This window comes from Sphingomonas sp. Leaf33 (assembly GCF_001421785.1).
In the GTDB taxonomy this organism is placed as follows: domain Bacteria; phylum Pseudomonadota; class Alphaproteobacteria; order Sphingomonadales; family Sphingomonadaceae; genus Sphingomonas.
Window position 1 is genome coordinate 598,427 of record NZ_LMLB01000001.1, and the last position, 25,351, is coordinate 623,777.

The window sequence follows — 25,351 nt, forward strand, 5'->3', positions numbered from 1 at the left end:
TCAGCTCGGGTGGGCTTCGGCCTCGGCGATTTCGGACGCCGGTGACGTGGTGGCGGTCGGCTGATCCAGATCGTTCTCGGTCACGATGACCACATCGTCACCCGCCGCGCGGCCGAGCGCGACGAGAGCGGCCTCGCCAATCGCGTCCTGCGAGCGCGCGAAGTCCGTCGCCGGCGTATCCGAAACGCGCCCGGTCAGTGCCTCGATCACGCTATGGCGGACGGCGAAGTCGTAGGTCTCGCCATCGACCTCGCCGCGGAATTCGACCTGCAGGTCGGCGGGATTGTCGACGACGCTCGCCGGATCGATGGTGATGCCGTTGTCGGCCATGGCGCTGCTCCTGAAATGCGTTCGGGAGCCAAGCGCAGGAAGGGGGAGAGCGGTTCCGGTCTCCTCGTCATCCCAGCGAAGGCGGAGGTTCCATCTCCCGCGCTGACCAAGAGGCCTGTCCGGGAGATGGATTCCCGCCTTCGCGGGAACGAGGGTCAGGTCAAAAGCGGATGATCTGCCGCACCGCCTTCCCTGCATCGAGCGCGTCGAAGCCGGCGTTGATTTCCTCCAGCGTCAGATAGCCGCTGACGAGGCGATCGACCGGCAAGCGCCCCGCCCGGTACAGCGCGATGAAGCGCGGAATGTCGCGCGTCGGCACGCAGGTGCCGATGTAGCTGCCCTTCAGGGTCCGTTCCTCGGCGACCAGCGAGACGATGTTGACCGGCAGCACGGCGTCGGGCGGAGGCAGGCCGGCGGTGACGGTGGTCCCGCCGCGCGCAGTCATCGCAACTGCGCTTTCGAGCGCGCGGAAGGCGCCGGCCATTTCGAGCACGATGTCGCAGCCGCCGCCGGTCAGCGCGCGAACCTCAGCCACCGCGTCCGGCCCCGCCTGGACGGTCGCGGTCGCGCCGAGGCGTTGGGCGAGCGCCAGCTTGTCCGCGTCGAGGTCGACCGCGATCACCTGCGCTGCGCCCGCCGCCAGCGCGCCGAGTACGGCGGCGAGGCCGACACCGCCCAGTCCGATCACGGCGACGCTCTGGCCCGCCCTGACCTCGGCGGTGTTCACCACCGCGCCGACGCCGGTCAGCACCGCACAGCCGAACAGCGCGGCTTCGTGGAGCGGCAGGTCGCGGTCGATCTTCACCAGCGAGCGGCGCGAGACGACCGCGTGGCTGGCAAAGGCCGAGCAGCCGAGATGATGGTGGATCGCCGTGCCGCAATCGTCGGCCAGTCGGATGTCGCCCGCCAGCAGCGTGCCCGCGCCGTTGGCCTGTGCGCCGGGCTCGCACAGCGCGGGCCGCCCGCCTGCGCACGGCACGCAGTGGCCGCAGCTCGGCACGAAGACCATGACGACGTGATCGCCGGGCGCAAGGTCGGTGATGCCTGGCCCGATGCCCTCGACCACCCCGGCCGCTTCATGCCCCAGCGCCATCGGCAGCGGGCGCGGGCGCTGGCCGTTGATGACCGACAGGTCGGAATGGCACAGCCCCGCCGCGGCGATGCGGACCAGCACTTCGTCGCGGCCCGGCGGTTGCAGCTCCAGCGTCTCGATGCGCAGCGGCCGGCTGTCGGCATAGGGGCGCGGGGCCTCGCGGGTGCGCAGGACGGCGGCGGTGATCTGCATGAGCCGACGATGCGCGCCCCGCCGCGAAACCGCCAGTCCGATTAGCGCTTTGGCGTGGTCGTCGGCGCCGCTACACCTGTCGACGATGTCGAAACGCCCGTTCCGCCCGCGCGCTGCCTATCGCCACTGGCAACCCATCGTGACCCGGTGGAGTGACAACGATATGTACGGGCACGTCAACAATGCGATCTACTACCACTGGTTCGATACCGCGGTGAACAGCTGGCTGTTCGCGGACGGGCTGTTGGACGTGACGACAGGCGGGACGATCGGCCTCGTCGTCGAAACCGGATGCCGGTACGCCCGGCCGTTGTCCTACCCGCAAGCCGTGGAGATCGGGCTGGCGGTCGAGCGGGTGGGAACGTCGAGTGTCGCCTACGCCCTCGGTGCCTTTGCCGCAGGCGAGGATGCTGCCGCCGCCGAAGCCCGCTTCGTCCACGTCTATGTCGATCGCACCGATCGTCGTCCGCGCCCGCTTGCCGACACGTGGCGCGCCGCGCTCGCCACCCTCACTCTCGATCAGGATACCGCTCATGCGTGAAGCCGCTATCATCGCCACTGCCCGCACCGGCATCGGCAAGGCCTATCGCGGTTATTTCAACGCGACCGAAGCGCCCGCGCTCGCCGGGTTCGCGATGAACGGCGCGATCGAGCGGGCGGGGATCGACCCGGCGCGGATCGACGACATCTTCTGGGGCGTGGGCAGCCAGTGGGGCGAGCAGGGCGGGAACGCGGGGCGCATGGCGGTGTTCGCCGCCGGCCTGCCGCAATCGGTGCCGGCGTTCACGCTCGATCGCAAATGCGGCTCCGGCCTGACCGCGGTGGCGCTGGCTGCACGCTCGATCATCGCCGGCGACATCGACGTGGCGCTGGCCGGCGGCATGGAATCGATCAGCCACACCGTGACCAGGGGCGCGCCGCGGATGGCAGCGACCTCGGTGACCGACAAGGTGCCACACGCGACGATGGCGATGATCGAGACCGCCGAAGTCGTCGCCGAACGCTATGGCATCAGCCGCGAGGCGCAGGACCGCTACGCCGCCGAGAGCCAGCAGCGCGCCGCAGCCGCCGGGCCCCGCATCGCCGAGGAAATCGTCCCCGTGACGGTCGAAAAGGCGCTGATCGACAGGGACGGCACCGTCACCGGCACCGAGACGGTGACCGTCACGTCGGACGAAGGCGTCCGCGCCGGGACCACCTATGACGCGCTGTCCGCCCTGCGCACCGTCTGGTCGGGCGGGACCCTGGTGCCGGAGGGCCGGTCGATCACCGCGGGCAACGCCAGCCAGCTGTCGGACGGCGCCGCCGCGCAGATCGTCATGGACCGCGCCACGGCGGAAGCGGAGGGCAGGGAGATCCTGGGGCTCTACCGCGGCTTCCAGGCGGCAGGCTGCGCGCCTGAGGAAATGGGCATCGGTCCGGTCTTCGCGATCCCCAAGCTGCTGGAGCGCGCCGGGCTGTCGGTCGCCGATATCGGCCTGTGGGAGCTGAACGAGGCGTTCGCCAGCCAGTGCCTCTACTGCCGCGATACGCTGGGCATCGATCCCGCCCGGTACAACGTCAACGGCGGCGCGATCGCGGTCGGCCACCCGTTCGGCATGACCGGATCGCGCCTCGTCGGCGCGGCCCTGCTGGAGGGACGGCGGCGCGGCGTGCGTTACGTCGTCGTCAGCATGTGCACCGCCGGCGGCATGGGCGCGGCGGGCCTGTTCGAGATCGTCTGAGCGCTCAGGCCGCTTCGCGCTCCAGCGTCTCGCTGGCCTCGACCCAGCGCGCCTCGGCCGCGGCGATCTGGTCGGTCAGCTCGGCGCGTCGCTTCATCAGGTCGCTCATCGACAGCTTGGCGAGCTTGGGCTCGGCGGTCGCGGGATCGAACATCGCGCGATCGACCGCGGTGCGCTCCTTTTCCAGCCGCGCCATTTCGGCCTCGGCGTCCTTGGCGGCGGCGCGCGCGGCCTTTTCCGCCTCGCGCGCGGCGGCGGCGGCTGCCTTGTCCTTCTTCTTCGGCTTGTCGGCCTTCGGCGTGTCGTCGCCCGCCAGGATCATCGCGATATAGTCGTCCAGGCTGCCGTCGAATTCCTTTGCCGCGCCGTCCGCCACCAGCACCAGCCGGTCGGCGGTCAGTTCGACCATGTGGCGATCGTGGCTGACCAGGATGACGGCGCCCGAGTAGGCATTGAGCGCCTGGACCAGCGCCTCGCGCGCGTCGACGTCCAGGTGGTTGGTCGGCTCGTCGAGGATGAGGAGGTGCGGCGCGTCGCGGGTGATGATGGCGAGGGCCAGGCGCGCACGCTCGCCGCCCGACAGCTTGCCGACCTTCGTCGTCGCCTTGTCGCCCGAAAAGCCGAAGCGCCCCAGCTGCGCGCGCACCGCGGCGGGTGACGCGCCCTTCATCGTGCGCGTCATGTGTTCGAGGGGCGTGTCGTCGGTGTCGAGTTCCTCGACCTGATACTGGGTGAAATAGCCGACGTTCATCTTGCCGGACGCCGCCATCGAGCCCGCCATCGGCGCGAGCTGTGCCGCCAGCAGGCGAGCGAGCGTCGTCTTGCCGTTGCCGTTGCGGCCCAGCAGCGCGATGCGGTCGTCGGGGTCGATGCGCAGGTTGAGCCGCTTCAGGATCGGCGTGTCGCCATAGCCGACATCGGCCAGGTCGAGCGTGATGAGCGGCGGGCGCAGTTCGCTGGGGTCGGGAAAGCCGAAGCTCAGTGTCGGGTCGTTCGCCAGTTCGGCGATCGGCTGCATCTTGGCCAGCAGCTTCATCCGGCTCTGCGCCTGCTTGGCGGTCGAGGCGCGGGCGGAGTTGCGCGCGACATAGTCCTGCAGCTTGGCGCGCTGGATGTCCTGGTTCGCCTTGGCCGCGGCCAGCTGCGCCATGCGTTCGGCGCGCTGCTTCTCGAACGCGTCGTAGCCGCCGGCATAGAGCGTGATCTTGCCGTTCTGCAGGTGCAGGATGTGATCGACGACGTTGTTCAGGAAATCGCGTTCGTGGCTGACGACGACGATCGTCGCGCGGTAGTCGCGCAGGAAGTCCTCCAGCCACATGACGGCTTCGAGATCGAGGTGGTTGCTGGGCTCGTCGAGCAGCAGCAAGTCGGGCTGCGAGAAGAGCAGGGCGGCCAGCGCCACGCGCATCTTCCACCCGCCCGAGAAGCTGTCGAGCGGCCGGTTCTGTGCCTCGTCGTCGAAACCGAGACCCAGCAGGATGCGGCTGGCGCGCGCCGGTGCGGTATAGGCGTCGATCGCGATCAGCCGTTCGTAGGCGTCGCCCAGCGTGTCGGGGTCGACGTCGGTTTCGACCAGTTCCATCAGCTTGGCGCGCTCGACATCGGCTTCCAGCACGGTCTCGAACGGGGTCTTTTCGCCCGACGGCGCTTCCTGCGCGATATAGCCGATCTTGGCGCCGCGCGGCATGTCGGCCGAGCCTTCGTCGGGTTCGAGCATACCGGCGATCACGCGGACCATCGTCGACTTGCCGGCGCCGTTGCGACCGATCAACCCGACGCGGCTGCCCGGCGGCAACGCGGCCGAGGCGCGATCGAGGATCGTGCGCCCGCCGAGGCGGACGGTGATGCCGTTCAGATTGAGCATGGGCGCGCGGATACAGGCACGCGGGGCTTATCGCAACCGCGGGCGCTATTCCTTCAGCTTGCGCGGCTTCAGGCTGGTCCCCACGCCGCCCGATGTCATCGTCACGCCGACGAACCCGCAGCCATAGGTCATCAGCTGGCGTCCGCAGTGGTCGATCTTGTCCTCCAGCAGGCGGTCGCGCACCGTCAGCACCTGATCGCGCGCGGCGATGCCGACCAGCGGCACGCGATACCGGCGATCGGCCTCGCGCTGGCCGCACACGGTCACCTCGTCGGTCGCGGCGGTCCGGTTGCACGGCACTTCGGCGCGGGTCGCGGTGCGATAGGCGGTCAGGTCGTAGGGCGTGTCGGCGACCAGCAGAAGGGCGATCAGCGGCAACGGCATGGGCGACGGGCTCCGTAAAGAGATCGACCGTTACTCTGCCCCAGCCGCTTTGCCTCGACAAGGCCGGGCGCGCCGGGTAACGCGCGGCCAAAGTTCGCGGCCCCAGCCGGCCGACCACGAGAGGGGATGAGATGACCGACACCGCCAGCAAGGTCCTGGACCGCGTCCTGGTGCTCGAGATGGTGCGCGTGACCGAAGCGGCGGCGATCGCCGCGTCGAAGCTGGTCGGGCGCGGCGACGAGAAAGAGGCGGACGCCGCCGCCGTCGAGGCGATGCGCGAATCGCTCAACGGCCTCTACATGGACGGCACCGTCGTCATCGGCGAAGGCGAGCGCGACGAAGCGCCCATGCTCTATATCGGTGAAAAGGTCGGCTCGGCGATCGGCACCGGTCCCAAGATCGACATCGCGCTCGACCCGCTGGAAGGGACGACGATCACCGCCAAGGCGGGGCCGAACGCGCTTGCCGTGCTGGCGATCGCCGAGGAGGGCCAGCTGCTGAACGCGCCCGACGTATACATGGAAAAGCTGGCGGTCGGTCCGGGCTATCCGGCGGGCATCATCGACCTCGCCAAGTCGCCGACCGAGAACGTCCGCGCGGTGGCCGCGGCCAAGGGTGTCGGGCCGAACGAGATCACCGTCTGCGTCCTCGACCGCCCGCGCCACGAGGCGCTGGTAGCGGAGCTGCGCAGCATCGGCTGCGGCGTGATGCTGATCGGCGACGGCGATGTCGCGGGCGTCATCGCGACGACCGATCCGGAGACGACGGTCGATATGTACATGGGCTCGGGCGGCGCACCCGAAGGCGTGCTGGCCTGCGCTGCGCTGCGCTGCATCGGCGGTCAGTTCAAGGGCCGCCTGCTGTTCCGCAACGACGCCGAGCGCGGCCGCGCGGCGAAGTGGGGCGTGACCGACCTCGACAAGATCTACGACCTGACCGAACTGGCCAAGGGCGACTGCATCTTCGCCGCGACCGGCGTGACCGACGGCTCGCTACTGGCCGGCGTGAAGCGCAAGGGCGGCAAGATGACGACCGAGAGCGTCGTGATGCGCGCATCCAGCGGCACCGTGCGCTGGGTGAAGGGCGAGCATCGGATCTAAGCGGGGACGCGCGGTCTGCGCCGGCAGACCGCTGACTCGCCCTGTCGATCGATCCCGCGAAAGTCCTGCTTTCTTGAGGGAGCCTTGCGCGTAGGGCGTGGTCGCCGTGCTGACGGGCGAGCGTCAGCCGGTAAAGATACTCCACAGCAGCGTGACGTTCAGCGAGATCACCACCGCGCAGATCATCCATGCCGCGTATTTCAGCCAGCCGCGGTTGGCGTGCGGCCCCATCCGCGCCGGATCGCCCGTGAGCTGTACCAGCGGCACCATCGCGAACGGGAGTTGCAGGCTGAGCACGACCTGGCTCAGCACCAGCAATCGCGCGGTGCCGCTTTCGCCGTACAGCCCTGCGACGATCGCGGCGGGGATGATCGCCAGCAGCCGCGTCACCATCCGCCGCAGCCACATCGGCAGGCGGATGTTCAGGAACCCCTCCATCACGATCTGACCCGCCAGCGTGCCGGTGACGGTCGAATTCTGCCCCGACGCGAGCAGCGCGACGGCGAACAATGTGCTCGCCACGCCGACGCCGAGCATGGGGCTGAGCAACTGATACGCATCCTGGATTTCGGCCACGTCGGTGCGGCCCGCGGAATGGAAGGTTGCCGCCGCGAGGATCAGGATGGAGGCATTGATGAACAGCGCCAGGAACAGCGCGACCGACGAATCGATCGTCGCCATCTTCAGCGCCTCGCGCTTGCCCTCGGGCGTCGGCACGACCGCGCGGGTCTGGACGATGGCGGAATGGAGGTACAGGTTGTGCGGCATGACGGTCGCGCCGAGGATGCCGATCGCGACATACAGCATCGCCGGGTTGGTCAGGATTTCGGTCCGCGGAACGAGACCGTCGAGAATGCCGGTGAGCGAGGGCTGCGCGAAGATCAGCTGCGCGGCGAAACATCCGGCGATGATCGCCAGCAGTGCGATGACGAACGCCTCCAGCTTGCGAAAGCCGAAGCGCTGTAGCCCCAGGATCAGCAGAACGTCGAAGGCGGTGATTACGATGCCGGCGACCAACGGCAGGCCGAATAGCAGATTGAGCGCGATGGCGGTGCCGATCACCTCGGCCAGGTCACAGGCGACGATTGCCAGCTCGCACAATATCCACAGCGCCAGATTGACCGGCCGGGGATAGCGGGCGCGGCACGCCTGCGCCAGGTCCATGCCGCCGATGATACCGAGCTTCGCCGACAGCGCCTGCAGCACCATCGCCATGATGTTGCTGAGCAGGATGACCGACAGCAAAGTGTAGCCGAACGCCGATCCGCCGGCGATGTCGGTCGCCCAGTTGCCGGGGTCCATGTACCCGACCGCGACGAGATAGCCCGGCCCCATGAACGCGCCCAGCCGCCGCCAGAACGGCAGGCCCAGCGCGTGCGTCGGCACACTGCCGTGCACTTCGGCCAGGCTCAGCGCGTGCGTGTCGATCCTGTCGCCGGCGCGTGGCGGTGGCGCCATGCGGTATTACTCCCCCCGATCTGTCCCGGACGTGATAGGGGCGGCTTGCTCGATGAGCAAACCGCCCCTGTCGTGCGTCTATCTTTCCGGATCAGCTTGCCGATGCGCTGGTCCTGAGCGTTCCGTTGACGCCGTTGGGGAAGAAACCCCCGCCGTTCACGGCCGCGGACGACAAGTACACGACATTTAGCACCTGCCCAGGCGTGCGGGTGAAAGTGATGCCGCTGCTGTCGGTCGGTACGATGTTCGACTTGATCGACGCACCGCTACCGGTTGGGCTGATGCCCTGGTCGAGATCCGACGATCCGTCCAGGCTGTCGCGGGCATTGGAGATAGCATCGGCGCTGGTGATCAGCGACGCCGTCGACAGACCCTTTCGATACAGGACCGTGCGGACCAGGCCGGCATGGTAGGATTCGACCGCATGGATGCCCGCCGCAGCCTCGACCACAGCCGCCGTCGTCAGGAAGCGAATACCACCCTTGTACGCGGTGGTGCCGACGTCCTCGAACAGGAACGCGGCAAGCAGGAAGTTTTCGTCGCTGGCATACGGGTTGAAGGTCGCGCTTGCACCGCTGATCAATCCGGCGGCCCGCGCCGCGCTCGAGAAGGCGCCCGACGCGTTGCTGCTGATGTCGATCGTCGGCATCGCGACGCGCGCCGTCGATCCGATCGCCGTGCGCAGGAACGCGACGTGCGCAATTTCGTCACGCGCGATTTCACGCGCGTATGCGGCGACCAGAGGATCGGTAAAGGTTACGCGCTGGCCTCCGACGACCGTGCCCTGCGTTCCGGTACCGGTCAGCAAATTGGCATCCAGGCCCACACCGAAGGCCGCGAAGCTATAGAATTGCGCTTCGAGATATTCGAGGTTCAGCGCGAAGTTGAGGACATCGGCTTCGGTCGGCGTGGACGATGACGGCGGTGTCGGGGTGGGCGTCGGCAGCCCTGGGGTGGTTTCCTCCTTGCAAGCTGCGAGCAGGCCGGCGCTTGCGCCGATCGCAGCAACGCTGCCGGCGGCGCGCAGGAAGCTGCGGCGTTCGTCGCGACGCTTCTCGCACGCGGCGAGGAGAACGGATGCGTGGTTCTGGTCCATGGTCAGGTCCTCCTCAGTTCGACGCGCTGGCGCGGATGGTGCCGTTGACACCGGCCGGGAAGAACCCGCCGAGCGAAACCTGCGCACGATTGAGATAAACGATGTTCAACACCTGCGCCGCGGTGCGGCTGAATGCGAGCCCGTCCGAATTAGTCGGCACGATGTTGCTGTTGCTGGCACCGGATGCATCGGCGATCGGCTGGATGCCCTGGTCGAGGTCCGACGACCCGTCCAGGCTGTCGCGGGCATTCGAGATGGCCTCCGTCGCGTCGATCAGCGCCGGCACGCCCTTCGAATACAGCGTCGTGCGGACGATCGCAGCATGATACGCTTCGGCCGCCAGGATGCCGGCCGCCGCTTCGAGGAAGGTCTTGTTACCCATCAGCGCACTGGCTGCGCCCTTGTACGCGGTAACACCGACGTCTTCGAAGATGAAGGCGCCCAGCAGGAAGCTGTTGTCGTCGGCATAAGGATTGAAGGTCGCACCTGCACCGATCAGGCCGGCAGCGCGCGCAGCGTTGGAAAAGGCGCTGGTCGCGGTCGCTGAAATGTCGATCGCGGGCTGAGCGACCGCTGCGGTGCTGAGCGCACCACGCAGGAATTCGACATGCGCGCGCTCGTCATCGGCGATTTCGCGGGCATAGGCACGAACGGCCACGTCGGTGAAAGGAACGGCGCCCGCGCCGGTCGCTATCACCGATCCGGGCTGACCTGTGCCACCCAGAATCGAACTGGGCAGGCCGGTGCCGTAGGATGCGTAATAGTAGAATTGCGCTTCGAGATATTCGAGGTTCAACGCGAAGTTGAGCACATCGGGTTCGCTGGGCGCGGTCTGCGCCTGAAGCGCTGTGAACCCCCCGCCCATTGCGACCGCGGCACCGCCGGCGAACATTGCCGCACCACCGACCGTCTTGAAGAAATCGCGACGTTCCTCACGTCGTTTCGCCCGCGCCTCCAGCGCGTCGATTACGTTCATGGCTTCGGGCATCACGAATTCTCCCTTTTGGTATCTGTTCTCGATATCCGTTCGGCAACCGGCGGCGGCTTCCTGATGTTCCTTTTTTAAAATTAATCGGTCCGATGCCGCACACTGTGCATCCAAAAGCCTTTTTGCAGCGAATGTTAGCTCGAGAATATGAGGTTGATGCGCGCCGCCGTGCTGAACTTTGAAACGCAGTCGCAGGTTTCACGACATAATCGCCTGTTGGGGACGCTGACCGGGGACGATCTCGGTCGGCTGCGACCGCATCTGCGTCGCGTCGATCTGGCCGCCGGACAATGCGTGTCCTTGCTGTCGAACGGCCATGCGGTCGCCTGTTTCCCGCTCTCGCTGGTCGCGTCGATCGTGCAGGTGCTGGACGATGGCACGCGGTTCGATGTCGGGCTGGTCGGGTCCGAAGGCGTGCTGGGCTGGCCATCGGTCCTGAGCTTCGTGCCCGAACCGCAGTCGGCGCTGGTGCAACTGGGCGGCGGCAGCGCGCTGGCGATCCCGGCCGAGGCGCTGATCGCGGCGTGCGAGGCGAGCCCCAGCCTGCATGTCGCGATGCTGCGCTTCGTCGACAGCTTCACCGTACAGATGAGCCACACGATCATCGCCAACCTGCGCGACGGCATCGAGCAGCGGCTGGCGCGCTGGCTGCTGATGCTCCACGACCGCATCGACGGCGACAAGATGGCGATCACCCATGGCGAGCTCGCTTCCGCGCTGCACGTCCGCCGCGCCAGCATCACCGACGCGCTGCATGTGCTGGAGGGCGAGCGGATGCTGCGCTGCACCCGCGGTCAGATCACGGTGCGCGACCGTGCCGGCCTGACCGCGGTCGCGGGCAGCAGCTACGGTCCGGCAGAAACCCGGTACCGGACGCTGGTCGGGGATTTCGGGAAGGTCTAGGCACGGTTGTGCTCCCGCAAAGGTGGGAACACAGAGCCGCACGCGTCGTCCCGTGAAACTCCATGCTCCCGTCTTTGCGGGAGCGCGCAGGCGTCTACACCGTCATCAGCTTCGTCTTCGCCACGACATCGCCCGACGGCGCGGCGTGCGGCTGGGGCGACTGCGGCTCCATCGTCACCGCGATCGTCATGCCGTCGGCCAGCATCGCGCGAACGGCGGGCGCGGCAGTGTGGGCGCTGGCGCCGTTCAGCCGGACGATACCCATCGAATGCGGGACGCCGTCGCTGCCGATCGCCCAGAGTTCGGGGACCTGCGCGCCTTCCGGCATGTTGGTCGTCCGCACGCGCAACTCGCCGCTGGCCGGATCATATTGCGCGGTCAGCAGCGGGTTGCCCTGCGTATCCACCATCTGGGCGAGCATCGGCTGCACCTGCGGGGCGGGAACGGGCGCGGGCGGTTGTACCGGGACCGGGCGCAGCACCAGCAGCGCGGCGAGACCCGCCGCGACCGCGCTCGACACCCACGTTGCGGTCCGCCAGCGCGCGAGCCGCGCGCGCAGCACCGACGCGCCGTCGATCAGCCGCTCGACCCCGCTCCACGCGCCCGTGGGCGCCGCGACCGGCGAGATGCCTTCGAGCAGCGGGGCCATGCGCAGCCGCCAGGCCTCCACCGCGTCGGCAAAGGCCGGCTCGGCCACCGTTCGGCGCAGCGCCGCCGCGCGGTCCTCGCCCGTCAGCAGACCCAGCGCCAGTTCGGCCGCCTGCAGGTCGGTTTCGTCATCCAGCTCAGCCATCGTCGAGGCACCTCTTCAGCGCTTGCAGCGCGCGGCGGATACGGCTCTTCATGGTGCCGAGCGGCACCTCCGCCTGACGGGCAAGGTCGTCATAGCTATATCCGTCGAAGAATGCCGCCAGGATGAACCGCCGCGGATCGTCGTCGAGCGTATCGAGGCAATCGGCCAGCGCGTCGTGCTCGGCCGCGGCGGTCACGGGGTCGGGCTCCGAGCGCAGTTCGTCCCGCACGGCCGACACGCGCGCGTCAGCACGGCCGGCGGTGCGGGCGCCGTCGATCGCGGTACCGCGCGCGATCAGGCACAGCCAGGTTATCGCGCTGGCACGCTCGGGATCGAACCGGCCGGCGCGTCGCCACAGCTTGACATAGGTCTCCTGCAACGCGTCCTCCGCCGTCTCGCGATCGGGCGAGAAGCGCAGGCACACCGCGAACAGCTTGGCCGACGTCGCGTCGTAGACACGGCGCAGCGCAGCGCGATCACCCGCCGCAACACGGACGATCTCGCCGTTCAGCCGGGCATTAGCCTCCGTGACCATCACCGTCGCCATGTCCCGTTGCTGCGGATGGGGTGGAGGATCCGGCGCGATTGCCGGCTTCCCACCAATACGGCAGGCGCTTGGCCGATCCCGTCGCGACCTCGTTCATCGTCATTGCGTCGTACAGCCGGCCGCCGAGCATGACCTGCGCGATCTTGTCCGAATTGCGGATGTCCTGCGTGGGATCGGCGGTCAGGACGACCAGGTCGGCGAGCTTGCCGACCTCCAGGCTGCCGATGTCGCGTGCCATGCCGAGCGACTGGGCCGGGGCGATCGTGCCGGCGCGCAGGGCCTCCAGCGGGGTCATGCCGCCGCGCACGAAGCTCCACAGCTCGAAATGCGATCCGATGCCGGCCTGCTGGCCGTGCGCGCCGATCGACACCTTCACGCCGCGCTTGGCAAGCTTGTTGGCCTCGCGCGCATTGTCGTCGTCGACGAAGTCCTCCTCGGGCGCCTTCGTCACCCGTACTAGCTTCGCGGTCAGCCGGTCGGGTGGGGAGTGGCGCAGCAGCGGCTGCTTCCACACGTCGATCGCCTGGTCCCAATAGGGTTCGCCGGCAAGGCCGCCATAGCTGACGACCAGCGTCGGCGTGTAGTTGGTGGTCGATTGCGAGAAGAAGCTCAGCACGTCTTCGTAAAAGATATCGAGCGGGATATTGTGTTCCAGCGTCGAATTGCCGTCGGCGATGATCGTCATGTCCATGCCGAACAGCGACCCTCCCTCGGCCACGACCTGCATGTTCTCGCGGCGCGATGCCTCGACCACCTGCTGGCGCTGCTCGCGGCGCGGCTGGTTGTAGTTCTTGACCGAATGCCCGCCCTGCGACTTCAGGCGGCGCACATGGCTGAGCGCGTCGTCCAGGCTGTCGATCTGCGCATAGATGCCCGCTGCCTTGGCGCCGTAGACGATCTCGCCGGTCGAGAAGATGCGCGGGGCGAGCAGGGTGCCGGCCTGCTGGCGTTCGGACGCGGTGAAGATCTCGCTCGCCTGGCTCGACGGGTCGTGGATCGTCGTCGTGCCCATCGCCAGGTTCTGGACCGCGGACCAGTTCTGCTGCGGCACGACCTCGTCGTCGCCCTGGGGCCCGTGCGCGTGCGCGTCGACCAGCCCCGGGATGATCGTCTTGCCCGCAACGTCGATCGTCTTCGCGCCCGCCGGGATCGGGGTCGAGGCGCGGGGGCCGATGGCGGCGATGCGGTCGCCCGAAACGACGATGACACCGTCGTCGATGATCCCGCCCGCGTCGTTGGCCATCGTCACGATCCGCGCGCCGGTCAGGGCATAGGTCCCAGTCGGTTTAGCGGCGGTCACGGGCATCGACAGCGATACGCCGGTCGTCGGCGGCACGAACTTCGGCGCCGCGTCGTCGGCCGGCATCGTGCGGAACAGCGCCGGCGTCGCGGCGGTGTAGAGCGTGGGGCCGAGCGACCAGTAGAGTTTCGCGCCGTCCGCCGACCAGTGGATGTACTCCGCCCCGCCGGCACTCGCGCGAGTGACGGGCAGGGCCTTGGCATCCATGTCGGCGGGCGAATCCTGGACGCCCGGCATCAGCGGGGTGACGAACGCGGCGTAATTCTGACGGAAGGCGACGTAATCGCCCGCCGGCGACACCGCATAGTCGGTCGCAAGCTCACCCGAGGCGTGAACACGCTTGGCGTCACCCGACAGGTCGGTGGAGACCAACTGCTGCTTGCCGCCCGAACGGCCGATCATGAAGAGGCGGTCGTTGTCGGGACCGAACTGCGGTGCGGCCATGCCCTTGGCGATCCGCACCGGCGCACCGCCCGTCGTCGCGACGCGGTAGACGCCCGGGTTTTCGGACCAGTCGGGCGAGGTGACGCTGCCGCCTTCGCCCTTTTCGAACACGATCGTCTTGCCGTCCGGCGAGAACTTCGGCCGCGCATAATGCCCCGGCTGCGTCGTTACGTCACGTGGCGCGCCGCCCCCGGCGGCGACCGTGCGGATGCGCCCGAGCCCTGCATCGGTCCAGCCGACGAAGGCGATCGTCCGTCCGTCGCGCGACCAGGTCGGGAACAGCTCCAGATCTGGCGCGCTGCCACTGGTCAGGCGCCTGGCCGAACCGCCCGCAGTCGGCTTGACCCATAATTTGCCGAGCGTTTCGAAGACGACGCTGCGGCCGTCCGGCGAGACGGCGGCAAAGCGCGGGATCTTCGTCTCGAAGCTGGCCGGCGCGACCGGGATCTGCGGGTGCGGTGCGGCGATGACCCCGCGACTGTCGCTCACGCGGAACGGAATGACCGCGGCGCGGGTACCGTCCGCATCGATCCGCCGGATCTTGCCGCCGGTCCAGAACACCACCGACTTGCTGTCGGGCGTCCATGCCATGTTCGGGTACACGCCGGTGACCGCCCAGGTTTCCTGCACGTCCTGGTCGAGCGCGTCGTAGATCTTGCGCTCGGCGCCTGATTCCAGGTCCTTCACATACAGCTTCGACCGCGTGCGTTCGCGGCGGACGAAGGCGATGGACGTGCCGTCGGGCGAGGGTGTCGGGCGCACCGACCCGCCGGCACCCGAGACCGCGGTCGATACCTCGCCGGTGGCGATCTCGTAGCGTTCGATGTTGAACAGGTCGGTGTTCGAATTCTGCGCATATTCGAAGATTGGACCCGGCGTGATGTTGCGGGTGTAATAGATGCTCTTTCCATCGGGCGCGTAGATCGGCTCGCCCAGTTCCTTTTGCAGCTGTTCGTTCGCGCGCTTGACCAGCTGGACGCCGCTGCCGCCCGACACATGGTACAGCCACACTTCGCCCGTGCCGAGAGAGCGGCCGGTGGTGAAATGCTTCTTGGCGACGATATACTTGCCGTCCGGGCTCCAGGTCGGCTGGTTGGTCAGGCGGAAGGTTTCCTTCGTCACTTGGCGCTTGTCGCTGCCATCGACGTTCATCACCCAGATGTTGTCGCCGCCGCCGCGGTCGGACGTAAAGGCGATGCGCCGTCCGTCAGGCGAGAAGCGCGGGTGCACTTCCCATGCCAGCCCCTCGGCAATGCGGGTCGGCGTGCCGCCCGCGATAGGCATGGTGTAGATGTCGCCGAGCAGCGTGAAGGCGAGTTGGCGGCCGTCGGGCGAAACGTCGATGTCCATCCAGCTGCCTTCGTCGACGTTGATCGGCACCTGGCGGATGGTCGCGCCGGGGGGATTGTTGACGTCCCATTTGGCCGGTTTCGCTGGCGTCGCGGGGGCGGCAGGCTGGGCTTGCGCGACCACCGGCGAAGGCTGCGGCGCCGGGAGCGGGGTGGGGGCGGGCAGCGGGTCGCGCGCCTTGTCCTCCGGCGCCTTGGTCTGTTCGACCGGCTTGTCCTGCGCGGTCGGTGCGACCTGCGCGGGGATCGCGCCGGCGGCGAACAGGGTGGCGAGAACGGTCGCGACGCTATGCTTCATGCAGATGAGCCCCTCTTTTCGCGACAGCTTAGGGACGGCGCCGCCGAACGGCAATCGGCTGTGTCGAGGGGCCGTTTGGGACCCGGCCGGCCGGTCGTTTTGCGTTTCTCGCAAAAAATGACGGCTTGGGTGGGGGGATTCCTATGTGCCATGTCGTCAGTATCATCGACGCAAACCGATTGCAGGCTCACGGTCTTCGACGACATGCGCCACCGAAATGTTCCCCTGTGCGAGGGTGCGTCGCGGGTGTGTATTCTTGATAGCTTCCTATCGATGATGCGCGTACCCTCGACCGCGTCGCCGCAACCGATGACACGGATCATGACCGAAACCGAAGCCGCCACCGCCGAAGATAGCCTGCCCCTGGATTTCATCCGCGAATGCATTCTGCTGGGCCGAAAGTGGCGCGCGCGCGTCGATGAACAGCTGAAGGACCACGGCCTGACCGCTGCGCGGCTGACGGTGCTCTACTGGGTCAACGAACTGCCCGAAGGCACCAGCCAGCGCGAACTGGCGGACATCGTCGGTATCGAAGGCCCGACCCTGGTGCGCCAGCTCCACGCGCTGGAGGCGCAGGGGCTGCTCGAACGCGTGCCGATGACCAGCGACCGCCGCGCCAAGGGCATCCGCCTGACGCCCGAAGGCCACCATAAACTCGCTGGCGTCGTCAGCTATTCGCTGGAGATGAGCCGCGAATATTTCCCCAAACTCGAACGCCGCCGCCTGCCAAGCGCCATCCGCCTGGCGAAGCAGGCGCGCGAAGCGATTCCCTGAAGGCGTCCGGACAGGCGACCGCGCGTCCGCCCCTTCGCATCGCGGCGTTCCTGGCCTAGGGGCACGGCGTGTCCACGACCGATCGTATCCTGCCCGCCATCGGCTATCGCCTGGCGTCGGTCGTCGCGTTTGCGACGATGGGGGCGCTCATCAAGCTGGCCGAGACGCGCGGCGCGGGGCTGGTGGAGCTGCTGTTCTTTCGCCAGGCAGGGTCCATCCCCGTCGTCGTCGCCTGGGTGGCGCTGGGGCCGGGGCTGGCCTCGCTCCGCACGCAGAGGTTGTCCGCGCACGCAGTGCGCTGCGCGGTCGGGCTGTCGAGCATGACGTTCATGTTCTCGACGCTGTTGCTGCTGCCGCTCGCGGAGGCGACGACACTGCAATTCACCGTGCCGATCTTCGCGACGATCCTGGGTGCGGTGTTCCTGCGCGAGAAGACCGGCATCCACCGCTGGAGCGCGGTCGTGCTGGGCTTTGCCGGCGTGCTGATCGTCGCGCAGCCGGGCAGCGGGCACATCCCGTGGCAGGGGGCGGCGACCGGGCTGCTCGCCGCATCGCTCAGCGCGACGGTGTCGATCCTCATCCGCCGCATGGGGACCAGCGAGCCGCCGGCGACGATCGTCTTCTATTTCTCGGTTTTGTCGATGGTGCCGCTGCTCCCGGCCTTTCTCTGGACGCTCGGCACGCATGACGCCGGCACCTGGGCGATGCTGGTGTGCGTCGGGCTGGTCGGCGCGATCGGGCAGCTGACGATGACGACCGCGATCACGCTGGCGCCGGTGTCGGTGGTGGTGCCGATGGACTATTCCGGGCTGATCTGGGCGACGCTCTACGGCTGGGCGCTGTTCGGCGTGCTGCCCGATGCCTGGACGTGGATCGGCGCGCCGCTGATCGTCGCGTCGGGATTGTACATCGTCTGGCGCGAGCAGCGGCTGGCGCGCGGCATCGCCCGCAGCGCGCCGGCGGTCAGCGACTAAGGCGACGGGCTTCGTCGAGCAGCCGACGACCGCGCAGATACATCTCCAGTCGCTGCGCCGCGAACAGCCCCAGGCCGAAGGCGATCAGCATATCGGTGATGGCGATGGTGTTGAGGTGGAGCATCGCGGTACCCGTCCCGCTCGCCAGCGCGGCGCGACCGGCGCTACGCGCGAGGATCAGCGCGACGATGAACAGGATCGCGGCCGGGCTCGACGACTGGTTGAGCGCGTGCGTGGCGGGATCGACGGTGATCCGCATGAACTTGCCGCGCTGCCACCCGAGCGCGGCGCCGAGCAGCATCGCGACGACACAGAACGCTCAGGCCCTGCCCTGCAGCGGGTTCGTCGCATAGAGGTAGGTCGCAAGCGCGCCGTAGAGCGCGGGGAAGACCCACAGGTGCTCGAGTTTCAGCGGGCGGACCTTGCTCATCCGCTTCCAGCGGATCGCGAGCACGATGGCGATGACGACCGCCGTGATGCCGTAGCTGATCCAGATGTTCGGGCCGGTGGGGTGCATGTTGGTACCCTAACCGTTCGCCCCGAGCGAAGTCGAGGGACGGGCTGCCCCCGCTCCCCGTTCGCACTGAGCTTGTCGAAGTGCTGTTCTTCTTCGAGCGACAGGCTGTGTAGCACGAAGAAGGGCAGTGCTTCGACGAGCTCAGCACGAACGGGGGAGGGATCGGGGCGTTACTCCGCGGCTTCCTTGACCGGCATGTCCTTCCACACCAGCACGGGCTTGCGCGCCGCCAGCGTCTCGTCGAGCCGCCGGCGCGGGGCGTAATGCGGGGCAGATTTCAGAGCTGCGTCGCCCGCCTTCGCCCGCTCCGCCACCGATCGCAGCGCGCCGATGAACTGATCGAGCGCGGCCTTCGATTCGGTTTCGGTCGGCTCGACCAGCATCGCGCCGTGGACGACCAGCGGGAAGTACACCGTCATCGGGTGATAGCCCTCGTCGATCAGCCCCTTGGCGATGTCGAGCGTGGTGAAGCCCTGTGCCATGCCGGCGTCGCTGAAGATCGCCTCGTGCATGCACGGCCCCGACGCCGCGAACGGCGCGTCGAGCGTTCCCTCCAGCGAACGCAGGACGTAGTTGGCGTTGAGCACGGCGTCCTCGGCGACTTGGCGGAGGCCGTCGGCACCGTGGCTGAGGATGTACGTCAGCGCGCGCGTGAACATGCCCATCTGGCCGTGAAACGCGACCATGCGACCGAAGGTATCGGGATGGTCGTCGCCCGCCGTCTCCTCCTCGATCAGCTGGATATGTCCGTCGGCGTGACGCGCGGTGAAGGGCAGCGGGCCGAAGGGGCTGAGCGCTTCAGAGAGCACCACCGGGCCCGACCCCGGCCCGCCACCGCCGTGCGGGGTGGAAAAGGTCTTGTGCAGGTTGATGTGCATGGCGTCGACGCCGAGATCGCCGGGACGTACGCGCCCGACGATCGCGTTGAAGTTCGCGCCGTCGCAGTAGACGTAGCCGCCGGCTGCGTGGACCGCGTCCGAGATTTCCTTCAGGTCGCGCTCGAACAGCCCGCAGGTGTTCGGGTTGGTGATCATCACCGCGGCGACGTCCGGGCCCAGGCGGGCCTTCAGCGCCGCGGTATCGACGCGGCCTTCGGCGGTGGCGGGAATGTCTTCGACCTGGAAGCCTGCAAAGGCGGCGGTCGCCGGGTTGGTACCGTGCGCCGACTCCGGCACCAGCACGACCTTTCGATGTCCTTCCCCGCGCGCTTCCAATGCCGCCTTGATGCACAGGATGCCGCACAGCTCGCCATGCGCGCCGGCCTTCGGGCTCATCGCCACGCCGTGCATCCCGGTCAGCGTTATCAGCCACATCGCCAGTTCGTTGATGACGCCGAGCGCGCCCTGCACGGTATCGACCGGCTGGAGCGGGTGGACGTCGGCAAAGCCCGGCAGGCGCGCCATGCGCTCGTTCAGGCGCGGGTTGTGCTTCATCGTGCACGACCCCAGCGGGAACAGGCCCAGGTCGATCGCGTAGTTCTGTCGGCTGAGGCGCGTGTAGTGGCGCACCGTCTCCGGCTCCGAGAGGCCGGGCAGGCCGATCGCGGACTTTCGGGTGAGGTCGCCGAGCCGCGAGCCCGACACGTCGCCATCGGCGAAATCGACGCCGGTGGTGTCGGTCGACCCGATCTCGAAGATCGTCGGCTCCTCCAGCATCAGCGCCCGGTTGCCGGTGAAGGTCGCCGGGGCGTCGCTTGCGCTCGGCGTCATTTCAGGGCGCCAGCCACTCTGGTTCATAGCCATGATTTAATTCCCGTTCGGGCTGAGCTTGTCGAAGCCCTGCCCTTCTTGCGCGGAAGGGAAGTATAGCACTTCGACAAGCTCAGTGCGAACGAAGGGGGGAGTGACGGTCACGCCAGCACCTCCTCGAGCGCAGTAGCCAGCGCCTCGACGTCCTCCGCCGTCGTCGTCTCGGTCACCGCGACGACCAGGCCGTTGGCGAGGTCGCCTTCGCCCGGATACAGCCGGCCGAGCGATACGCCGGCCAGTATGCCTCGGTCGGCGAGTTCGCGGACGATGGGCCGCGCTTCCTTCGGCAGCTTCAACGTGAATTCGTTGAAGAAGGTCGGCGTGACCAGCTGGACGCCCGGCACCTTCGCCAGCCGATCCGCGGCGCGGGCTGCGCCGGCGTGGTTCAGCGCGGCCAGGCGGCGCAGCCCCGCTTCGCCGAGCAGGGTCATGTGGATCGAGAACGCCAGCGCGCAGAGACCTGAGTTGGTGCAGATGTTCGACGTCGCCTTTTCGCGGCGGATATGCTGCTCGCGGGTCGACAGCGTCAGCACGAAACCGCGCTTGCCGTCGGCATCGACCGTCTCGCCGCACAGGCGCCCGGGCATCTGGCGGACGTACTTCTCCTTGCAGCCGAACAGGCCGACGAACGGCCCGCCGAACTGGAGCCCGACGCCCAGCGACTGGCCTTCGCCGACGACGATGTCGGCGTCCATCTCGCCCGGGCTCCGAATCGCGCCCAGCGCGACCGGCTCGGTCACGACCGCGATCAGCAGCGCCTTCCTGGCATGACACGCGTCAGCCAGCGGCTTCAGGTCGGCGATGCGGCCGAGGATGTCGGGATACTGGACCACGACGCAGCTGGTGTCGTCATCGATACCCGCGATCAGCGCGTCGATGTCGGTGTCCGCGCCCAGCGTCGGCAGCGACGTTTCCAGCACGTCGCCGGTGTACTTCGCCATCGTCTTGGCGACCGAAACGTAATGCGGGTGCAGGCCGCTCGAAAGAATCGCCTTGGCCTTGCGCGTCACGCGGCGCGCCATCGTCACCGCTTCCCAAGCCGCGGTCGAGCCGTCGTACATCGAGGCATTGGCGACGTCGGTCCCGAGCAGGCGCGCGACCTGCGTCTGGAACTCGAACAGCATCTGCAGCGTGCCTTGTGCGATCTCCGGCTGATACGGCGTGTAGGCGGTCAGATACTCGCCGCGCTGGATCAGGTGGTCGACCGATGCCGGCACATGGTGACGGTACGCCCCGCAGCCGAGGAAGAACGGCACGTCGCCGGCGACGGTGTTCTGGCTCGCGAGCCTGGCCATGTGGCGCTCGACCGCGAGTTCGGATGCGTGGTTCGGCAGTCCCTCGATCGGGCCGGAAAGGCGCGCGGCTTCGGGCACGTCGGCGAAGAGCTCGTCGATGGTCTTGGCGCCGATCGTGGCGAGCATCGCCTGCCGGTCGTCGGAGGTCAGGGGTAGGTAGCGCATGACGATGTCCGTATTGGATTTTGCGATCCGTGCTCCCGCGCAGGCGGGAGCCGAGAGCCACAAACGATTAGGCCCGTGGCCCTGGGCTCCCGCCTGCGCGGGAGCACCGAGTGGTCAAAGCGTCGCGACGAACGCCTTGTACGCGTCCTCGTCCATCAGGCCGTCGAGCTCGCTTTCGTCGCCCAGCGTGACCTTGAAGAACCAGCCTTCGCCTTCGGGATCGGTGTTCACCAGGTCCGGCTGGTCGGCGAGCGCGGGGTTGCCTTCGAGAACCGTGCCGCCGACCGGGGCGTAGACGTCCGACGCCGCCTTGACGCTTTCGACCACCGCGGCGTCGTCTCCCTTGGCCAGGCTGCGCCCATCGGCGGGCACTTCGACGAACACGATGTCGCCCAGCTGGCCTTGCGCGTAATCGGTGATGCCGACCGTGCCGACCTGGCCGTCGACCTCGATCCATTCATGGTCTTGCGTGAAATAGCGGCTCATTTCGCAGCTCCAGCTTTGGCAGAGGGTTGGCGGACGTAACGATGGGGAACGAACGGCATCGCGGTGACCGTCGCCGTGTGGTGCTTGCCGCGCTGGGCCAGCGTGATCCTGGTGCCTGGCTCGGCCAGCGCGACCGGTACATACGCCATCGCGATCGGCGCGCCGACGGTCGGGGCAAAGCCGCCCGAGGTGACCCTGCCAATATCCTGGCCATCGGCATCGACCACGGTCGCGCCCTCGCGGACCGGCTGGCGACCGTCGACGATCAGGCCAACGCGCTTGGACTTCAGGCCGCCGTCGCGTTCGGCCATGATGCGGGCGTGGCCGGGGAAGCCGCCTTCCTCGCGGCGGCGCTTCGACAGCGCGAAGCCCAGGTCGGCCATCACCGGCGTCGTCTCCGGGTCAAGGTCGTGACCGTAGAGCGGCAGGCCGGCCTCCAGCCGCAGCGAGTCGCGTGCGCCCAGACCGATCGGCTTGACCTCGCTCTGCGCCATCAGCGCATCGGCCAGCGCGACGGCATGGTCGCCGGGGACCGAAATCTCGAACCCGTCCTCACCCGTATAGCCCGAGCGGCTGATCCCCAGCGTCACGCCATCCCACTCGAACGATCCGCCCTGCATGAAGCCGAGCGCCTCGACGCCGGCCACGACCCGCGCGAGCGCATCGACCGCCTTGGGACCCTGCAAGGCCAGCAGGGCGTGTTCGTCGAGGTGGTTGAGCACGATGTCGTCGGCCAGATGCTCGCGCATGTGGGCAATATCGTCCCATTTGGTCGCGCCGTTGACGACGACGTAGAATTCGTCCTGCCCGAGCCGCGTGACCATCAGGTCGTCCAGAATGCCGCCGTTGTCGTCGAGCAGCAGCGAATAGCGGATGCGCGCGTCCTTCAGCGCGGCGAAATCGCCCGGCATCAGCGCTTCCAGCGCGGCGGTCGCGCCGTCGCCCGACACCATCAGCTGGCCCATGTGGCTGACGTCGAACAGCCCGGCGCTTGTCCGGACCCACAGATGCTCGGCCATGATGCCTTCGTACTGGACGGGCATCCAGTAACCGGCGAACTCGACCATCCGGCCGCCGTGGTCGCGGTGCCAGGCGTCGAGCGGCAGCGTCTCGGGCGGCAGCTCGGTCGTGTCGAGCGCGGAGTCGGGCGGGGTAATGACGGTGTCGCTCATCGGACGGGCCTCGTGCGCAAAAGAGTCACGACGAACCCGCCTTTGCCGCGGCCAGGTCCATCGCCCCCTCTGTCACGGAAACCTGAGAGCTTTCCCCCGGACCCATCCCCATCAAAGTACGACTTTGATGGAAACCCATGCGCCGGGGTTACCCCTTCGGTGGCACCCGCCGAAGCGGGTACGCTTTCCAGAGTGTCGGGCCACGCGCGGTCCCTGGTGCCTGAGAGATTCCGGGGCGGTTGCTCCTTCGGCGGCGGTTTCCCACTCTCTCCCGCGCGTACCGCGAGCCGGTTGCCCCGGCCCTCGACGGATGGAAGCCTTGGCGAGAGGCTCCATCCAAGTCAATTGCTCAAGCGGCAATCTCGTCGATCCGCACCGGAAACTTCGTCGCGCAGAACGCACAGTCGACCGAGATCACGCCGTTCTCGTCGGCCATCTCGGCGCGATCCTCGGGCGGGAACTTGGCCAGCACCTCGGAGATGTAGGTCACATCGCAGCGGCACCCCTTCGCGAGCGCGATCGTATCACCGACGCGGACCACTTCCTCCTCGTTGAACAGCCGCCAGACCAGCGCCTCGAGCGGGATCGACCCGTCGGCCAGCTCGTCCGCGCCCATCGTGTTGCCGAGGGCGGCGACATGCTCCCATTCCGGGTGGTCAAGCCGGACGTGCAGCCGTTCGCGACCGTCCTCGCCCTCGGGCAGGTGCTGGAGGAACAGCCCGCCGGCACGGCAGGCGCCGTCTGCGGTGTGGAGCGTACCCAGGCGGATCAGGCTCGGGATCTGTTCGGACTGGAAGAAATAGCTCTCCGCGGCTTCCGCCAGTGAATTGCCGTCCAGCGGCACGATGCCCTGGTACCGCTCGCCGGTCGTCGCCTGGTCGAACGTGATCGCCAGGTGCCCGGTGCCGAACAGCGCGAACAGCGATGGGCTCTCGCCCACCTCGGCCAGCCGGTCGGCGTCGAACTGGACATAGCCGCGCAGCTCGCCGGCGCGATAATCGCACACCAGCAGCGACACGATGCCGCCGCTCGTCTGCGCCTGAAGCGTCAGCTGGCCTGCCGCATCCTTCAGCAGGCTGCCGAGCAGCGCGGTCAGCGTCAGCGCCTCGGCCAGCAGCGCCTCGATCGGCGGCGGATAGGCGTGGGCGCCCAGGATGGTGTCGAGCACCGGTCCTACCCGTACGACCCGCCCGCGCGCATGGCGGGCCGGAATGGTGAAACCGACCACGCGGTCGAGATCGGGGAGTTTGGGTTGGTCCACAAATTTTCCGTTCGTGCTGAGCTTGTCGAAGCACCGTCCTTTCTCTTCGTCTCACAAAATGCGCGGCACGAAGAGCGGTCCTTCGACAAGCTCAGGACGAACGGTGGTGGGGTTCAACAGAACGTAGGAAAGCGGATTATCGCCTTCAACTCACCCGATCTGCCCGAAACACCACCGGATGATCGACTTCTGCGCGTGCAGCCGGTTCTCCGCCTCGCGCCAGATGCGCGACTGCGGGCCGTCGATCACTGCGCTCACCACTTCCTCCTCACGGTGCGCGGGCAGGCAGTGGAGGAAGATCGCCGCCGGGTCGGCCACGGCCATCAGCGCTTCGGTCACCTGATACGGCATCATCGCCGCCAGCTTCTGCTCGACATGGGCCTGGCCCATCGAGATCCAAGTGTCGGTCACCACGACGTCGGCGCCGGCGATCACGCGGGTAGCGGAGCGGTCGATATCGACGCGGGCGTTGGTGCCCTCCAGCAGCGCGTTCGCGGCCGTGGCCCAGCGCGGGTCGGGATCATAGCCCTCAGGACAGCCGGCCATCACGCTGAACTTGAACAGCCCGGCCGCCTCGATGATCGAATGCAGCACATTGTTGCCGTCGCCCAGCCACGCCCACTTCAGGCCCGGCAGCGACTTGCCCTCCTCGACCACCGCCAGCAGGTCGGCGACGATCTGGCACGGATGAGAGGCGTCGGTCAGTCCGTTGATGACGGGTATGGTCGCGTATTCGACCATCTCGTCGAGCTTCGCCGGATCGTCGGTGCGGACCATGATGGCGTCGCAGAAGCCCGACAGGACGCGCGCGGTGTCGGCCACCGTCTCGCCCCGGCCGAGCTGGCTGGTGCCGCTGTCGAGGATCAGTGCGGAGCCCCCGAGTTGGCGCATCGCCATGTCGAACGACACGCGGGTGCGGGTGGAGGACTTCTCGAACACCATCGCCAGCGTATGCCCGGTGAGCGGTGCGTCCGGGTCCGGCGCGCCCTTGGGCAGGTGCGCACGCGCACGCTTGCGGGTCAGCGCATCGTCGAGGATCGCAGCGATGCCGTCGGCGCCGGCATCGGACAGGTCACGGAAATGGCGCATTCTCAAA

Annotated in this window: 24 protein-coding genes and 1 riboswitch; of the genes, 6 read left to right on the plus strand and 18 right to left on the minus strand. The window is 67.9% G+C overall.

The window, feature by feature from the left end; all coding sequences use genetic code 11:
- Both ASE86_RS02995 and ASE86_RS03000 read right to left on the minus strand, forming a co-directional pair.
- Positions 1-330, minus strand: a complete 330-nt coding sequence (locus ASE86_RS02995) for a hypothetical protein (protein WP_200911476.1) — start codon at positions 328-330, stop codon at positions 1-3.
- Between the two features lie 160 nt (positions 331-490).
- Complete coding sequence (locus ASE86_RS03000) at positions 491-1,615, minus strand: zinc-dependent alcohol dehydrogenase family protein (protein WP_056422150.1); 1,125 nt, start codon at positions 1,613-1,615, stop codon at positions 491-493.
- Between the two features lie 85 nt (positions 1,616-1,700).
- Here ASE86_RS03000 and ASE86_RS03005 point away from each other — a divergent pair, with 85 nt between their 5' ends.
- Together ASE86_RS03005 and ASE86_RS03010 are read left to right on the plus strand one after the other, a co-directional pair.
- Entirely contained in the window at positions 1,701-2,156 is a 456-nt protein-coding gene (locus tag ASE86_RS03005) for an acyl-CoA thioesterase (RefSeq protein WP_056426523.1), read from the plus strand.
- Positions 2,149-3,339 (plus strand): thiolase family protein, encoded by a 1,191-nt coding sequence (locus ASE86_RS03010; protein ID WP_056422153.1) that lies wholly within the window; start codon positions 2,149-2,151, stop codon positions 3,337-3,339. The genes ASE86_RS03005 and ASE86_RS03010 overlap by 8 nt, the downstream gene beginning before the upstream one ends.
- A gap of 4 nt (positions 3,340-3,343) precedes the next feature.
- Here the strand turns inward: ASE86_RS03010 and ASE86_RS03015 are convergent, their stop codons facing one another.
- Complete coding sequence (locus ASE86_RS03015; RefSeq protein WP_056422156.1) at positions 3,344-5,203, minus strand: ABC-F family ATP-binding cassette domain-containing protein; 1,860 nt, start codon at positions 5,201-5,203, stop codon at positions 3,344-3,346.
- A 45-nt stretch (positions 5,204-5,248) separates the two neighbouring features.
- Positions 5,249-5,587: a hypothetical protein gene (locus ASE86_RS03020; protein WP_056422159.1), complete on the minus strand. Its 339-nt coding sequence runs from the start codon at positions 5,585-5,587 to the stop codon at positions 5,249-5,251.
- Positions 5,588-5,718: 131 nt separating this feature from the next.
- On the opposite strand from ASE86_RS03020, the gene glpX reads away from it, so the two are divergent.
- Positions 5,719-6,687, plus strand: a complete 969-nt coding sequence (glpX, locus tag ASE86_RS03025) for a class II fructose-bisphosphatase (RefSeq protein WP_056422161.1) — start codon at positions 5,719-5,721, stop codon at positions 6,685-6,687.
- A gap of 123 nt (positions 6,688-6,810) precedes the next feature.
- Here the strand turns inward: glpX and ASE86_RS03030 are convergent, their stop codons facing one another.
- The 3 genes from ASE86_RS03030 to ASE86_RS03040 form a co-directional block, all read right to left on the minus strand.
- The gene (locus tag ASE86_RS03030; protein WP_082441621.1) at positions 6,811-8,145 is read right to left on the minus strand and encodes an Nramp family divalent metal transporter; all 1,335 of its coding nucleotides are present in this window, start codon (positions 8,143-8,145) and stop codon (positions 6,811-6,813) included.
- Positions 8,146-8,236: 91 nt separating this feature from the next.
- Positions 8,237-9,241, minus strand: a complete 1,005-nt coding sequence (locus ASE86_RS03035; RefSeq protein WP_056422165.1) for a ferritin-like domain-containing protein — start codon at positions 9,239-9,241, stop codon at positions 8,237-8,239.
- A 13-nt stretch (positions 9,242-9,254) separates the two neighbouring features.
- Positions 9,255-10,229 carry a ferritin-like domain-containing protein gene (locus tag ASE86_RS03040; RefSeq protein ID WP_056422168.1) on the minus strand — a complete coding sequence of 325 codons (975 nt, stop codon included), beginning with the start codon at positions 10,227-10,229 and terminating at the stop codon, positions 9,255-9,257.
- A gap of 216 nt (positions 10,230-10,445) precedes the next feature.
- Between ASE86_RS03040 and ASE86_RS03045 the strand changes: the two genes are divergently transcribed.
- On the plus strand, positions 10,446-11,132 hold the full coding sequence (locus tag ASE86_RS03045; RefSeq protein ID WP_162233297.1) for a Crp/Fnr family transcriptional regulator: 687 nt from the start codon (positions 10,446-10,448) through the stop codon (positions 11,130-11,132).
- 94 nt (positions 11,133-11,226) lie between these two features.
- Here the strand turns inward: ASE86_RS03045 and ASE86_RS03050 are convergent, their stop codons facing one another.
- The 3 genes from ASE86_RS03050 to ASE86_RS03060 are packed head-to-tail and all read right to left on the minus strand — an operon-like array spanning position 11,227 to position 15,863.
- Entirely contained in the window at positions 11,227-11,925 is a 699-nt protein-coding gene (locus tag ASE86_RS03050; protein ID WP_056422176.1) for an anti-sigma factor domain-containing protein, read from the minus strand.
- The gene (locus ASE86_RS03055; RefSeq protein ID WP_200911477.1) at positions 11,918-12,460 is read right to left on the minus strand and encodes a sigma-70 family RNA polymerase sigma factor; all 543 of its coding nucleotides are present in this window, start codon (positions 12,458-12,460) and stop codon (positions 11,918-11,920) included. Before ASE86_RS03055 ends, ASE86_RS03050 begins: the two co-directional genes overlap by 8 nt.
- Positions 12,444-15,863, minus strand: a complete 3,420-nt coding sequence (locus tag ASE86_RS03060; RefSeq protein ID WP_056422182.1) for an amidohydrolase family protein — start codon at positions 15,861-15,863, stop codon at positions 12,444-12,446. Before ASE86_RS03060 ends, ASE86_RS03055 begins: the two co-directional genes overlap by 17 nt.
- A gap of 321 nt (positions 15,864-16,184) precedes the next feature.
- Between ASE86_RS03060 and ASE86_RS16185 the strand changes: the two genes are divergently transcribed.
- Entirely contained in the window at positions 16,185-16,637 is a 453-nt protein-coding gene (locus tag ASE86_RS16185) for a MarR family transcriptional regulator (RefSeq protein ID WP_162233298.1), read from the plus strand.
- Between the two features lie 68 nt (positions 16,638-16,705).
- Positions 16,706-17,611 (plus strand): DMT family transporter, encoded by a 906-nt coding sequence (locus ASE86_RS03070; protein WP_056422185.1) that lies wholly within the window; start codon positions 16,706-16,708, stop codon positions 17,609-17,611.
- On the opposite strand, the gene ASE86_RS16415 is transcribed toward ASE86_RS03070, so the two are convergent.
- From ASE86_RS16415 to argF, 8 genes are all read right to left on the minus strand, one after another.
- Positions 17,601-17,912, minus strand: a complete 312-nt coding sequence (locus ASE86_RS16415) for a hypothetical protein (RefSeq protein WP_235523971.1) — start codon at positions 17,910-17,912, stop codon at positions 17,601-17,603. The two genes, ASE86_RS03070 and ASE86_RS16415, sit on opposite strands and share 11 nt — an antisense overlap.
- An 18-nt stretch (positions 17,913-17,930) precedes the next feature.
- Entirely contained in the window at positions 17,931-18,128 is a 198-nt protein-coding gene (locus ASE86_RS16420; protein WP_235523972.1) for a hypothetical protein, read from the minus strand.
- 170 nt (positions 18,129-18,298) lie between these two features.
- Positions 18,299-19,870, minus strand: a complete 1,572-nt coding sequence (gene gcvPB / locus ASE86_RS03080) for an aminomethyl-transferring glycine dehydrogenase subunit GcvPB (protein ID WP_056422188.1) — start codon at positions 19,868-19,870, stop codon at positions 18,299-18,301.
- A 107-nt stretch (positions 19,871-19,977) separates the two neighbouring features.
- Complete coding sequence (gcvPA, locus tag ASE86_RS03085; protein WP_056422191.1) at positions 19,978-21,336, minus strand: aminomethyl-transferring glycine dehydrogenase subunit GcvPA; 1,359 nt, start codon at positions 21,334-21,336, stop codon at positions 19,978-19,980.
- Between the two features lie 114 nt (positions 21,337-21,450).
- Entirely contained in the window at positions 21,451-21,822 is a 372-nt protein-coding gene (gene gcvH, locus ASE86_RS03090; protein ID WP_056422194.1) for a glycine cleavage system protein GcvH, read from the minus strand.
- On the minus strand, positions 21,819-22,994 hold the full coding sequence (gene gcvT, locus ASE86_RS03095) for a glycine cleavage system aminomethyltransferase GcvT (RefSeq protein WP_082441636.1): 1,176 nt from the start codon (positions 22,992-22,994) through the stop codon (positions 21,819-21,821). The genes gcvH and gcvT overlap by 4 nt, the downstream gene beginning before the upstream one ends.
- A 197-nt stretch (positions 22,995-23,191) precedes the next feature.
- Positions 23,192-23,278, minus strand: a riboswitch (glycine riboswitch).
- A gap of 65 nt (positions 23,279-23,343) precedes the next feature.
- Positions 23,344-24,255: an Hsp33 family molecular chaperone HslO gene (locus ASE86_RS03100; RefSeq protein WP_056422197.1), complete on the minus strand. Its 912-nt coding sequence runs from the start codon at positions 24,253-24,255 to the stop codon at positions 23,344-23,346.
- 150 nt (positions 24,256-24,405) lie between these two features.
- Positions 24,406-25,344: an ornithine carbamoyltransferase gene (argF, locus tag ASE86_RS03105; RefSeq protein WP_056422200.1), complete on the minus strand. Its 939-nt coding sequence runs from the start codon at positions 25,342-25,344 to the stop codon at positions 24,406-24,408.
- Positions 25,345-25,351 lie beyond the last annotated feature (7 nt).

Excerpts from the sequence above, each read along its gene's own strand:
- ASE86_RS02995 (WP_200911476.1), bottom strand. The coding sequence starts at position 330 with ATGGCCGACAACGGCATCACCATCGATCCGGCGAGCGTCGTCGACAAT.
- ASE86_RS03000 (WP_056422150.1), bottom strand. The coding sequence starts at position 1,615 with ATGCAGATCACCGCCGCCGTCCTGCGCACCCGCGAGGCCCCGCGCCCC.
- ASE86_RS03005 (WP_056426523.1), top strand. The coding sequence starts at position 1,701 with ATGTCGAAACGCCCGTTCCGCCCGCGCGCTGCCTATCGCCACTGGCAA.
- ASE86_RS03010 (WP_056422153.1), top strand. The coding sequence starts at position 2,149 with ATGCGTGAAGCCGCTATCATCGCCACTGCCCGCACCGGCATCGGCAAG.
- ASE86_RS03015 (WP_056422156.1), bottom strand. The coding sequence starts at position 5,203 with ATGCTCAATCTGAACGGCATCACCGTCCGCCTCGGCGGGCGCACGATC.
- ASE86_RS03020 (WP_056422159.1), bottom strand. The coding sequence starts at position 5,587 with ATGCCGTTGCCGCTGATCGCCCTTCTGCTGGTCGCCGACACGCCCTAC.
- glpX (WP_056422161.1), top strand. The coding sequence starts at position 5,719 with ATGACCGACACCGCCAGCAAGGTCCTGGACCGCGTCCTGGTGCTCGAG.
- ASE86_RS03030 (WP_082441621.1), bottom strand. The coding sequence starts at position 8,145 with ATGGCGCCACCGCCACGCGCCGGCGACAGGATCGACACGCACGCGCTG.
- ASE86_RS03035 (WP_056422165.1), bottom strand. The coding sequence starts at position 9,241 with ATGGACCAGAACCACGCATCCGTTCTCCTCGCCGCGTGCGAGAAGCGT.
- ASE86_RS03040 (WP_056422168.1), bottom strand. The coding sequence starts at position 10,229 with ATGCCCGAAGCCATGAACGTAATCGACGCGCTGGAGGCGCGGGCGAAA.
- ASE86_RS03050 (WP_056422176.1), bottom strand. The coding sequence starts at position 11,925 with ATGGCTGAGCTGGATGACGAAACCGACCTGCAGGCGGCCGAACTGGCG.
- ASE86_RS03055 (WP_200911477.1), bottom strand. The coding sequence starts at position 12,460 with ATGGTCACGGAGGCTAATGCCCGGCTGAACGGCGAGATCGTCCGTGTT.
- ASE86_RS03060 (WP_056422182.1), bottom strand. The coding sequence starts at position 15,863 with ATGAAGCATAGCGTCGCGACCGTTCTCGCCACCCTGTTCGCCGCCGGC.
- ASE86_RS16185 (WP_162233298.1), top strand. The coding sequence starts at position 16,185 with ATGACCGAAACCGAAGCCGCCACCGCCGAAGATAGCCTGCCCCTGGAT.
- ASE86_RS16415 (WP_235523971.1), bottom strand. The coding sequence starts at position 17,912 with ATGCTGCTCGGCGCCGCGCTCGGGTGGCAGCGCGGCAAGTTCATGCGG.
- ASE86_RS16420 (WP_235523972.1), bottom strand. The coding sequence starts at position 18,128 with ATGCACCCCACCGGCCCGAACATCTGGATCAGCTACGGCATCACGGCG.
- gcvPB (WP_056422188.1), bottom strand. The coding sequence starts at position 19,870 with ATGGCTATGAACCAGAGTGGCTGGCGCCCTGAAATGACGCCGAGCGCA.
- gcvPA (WP_056422191.1), bottom strand. The coding sequence starts at position 21,336 with ATGCGCTACCTACCCCTGACCTCCGACGACCGGCAGGCGATGCTCGCC.
- gcvH (WP_056422194.1), bottom strand. The coding sequence starts at position 21,822 with ATGAGCCGCTATTTCACGCAAGACCATGAATGGATCGAGGTCGACGGC.
- gcvT (WP_082441636.1), bottom strand. The coding sequence starts at position 22,994 with ATGAGCGACACCGTCATTACCCCGCCCGACTCCGCGCTCGACACGACC.
- argF (WP_056422200.1), bottom strand. The coding sequence starts at position 25,344 with ATGCGCCATTTCCGTGACCTGTCCGATGCCGGCGCCGACGGCATCGCT.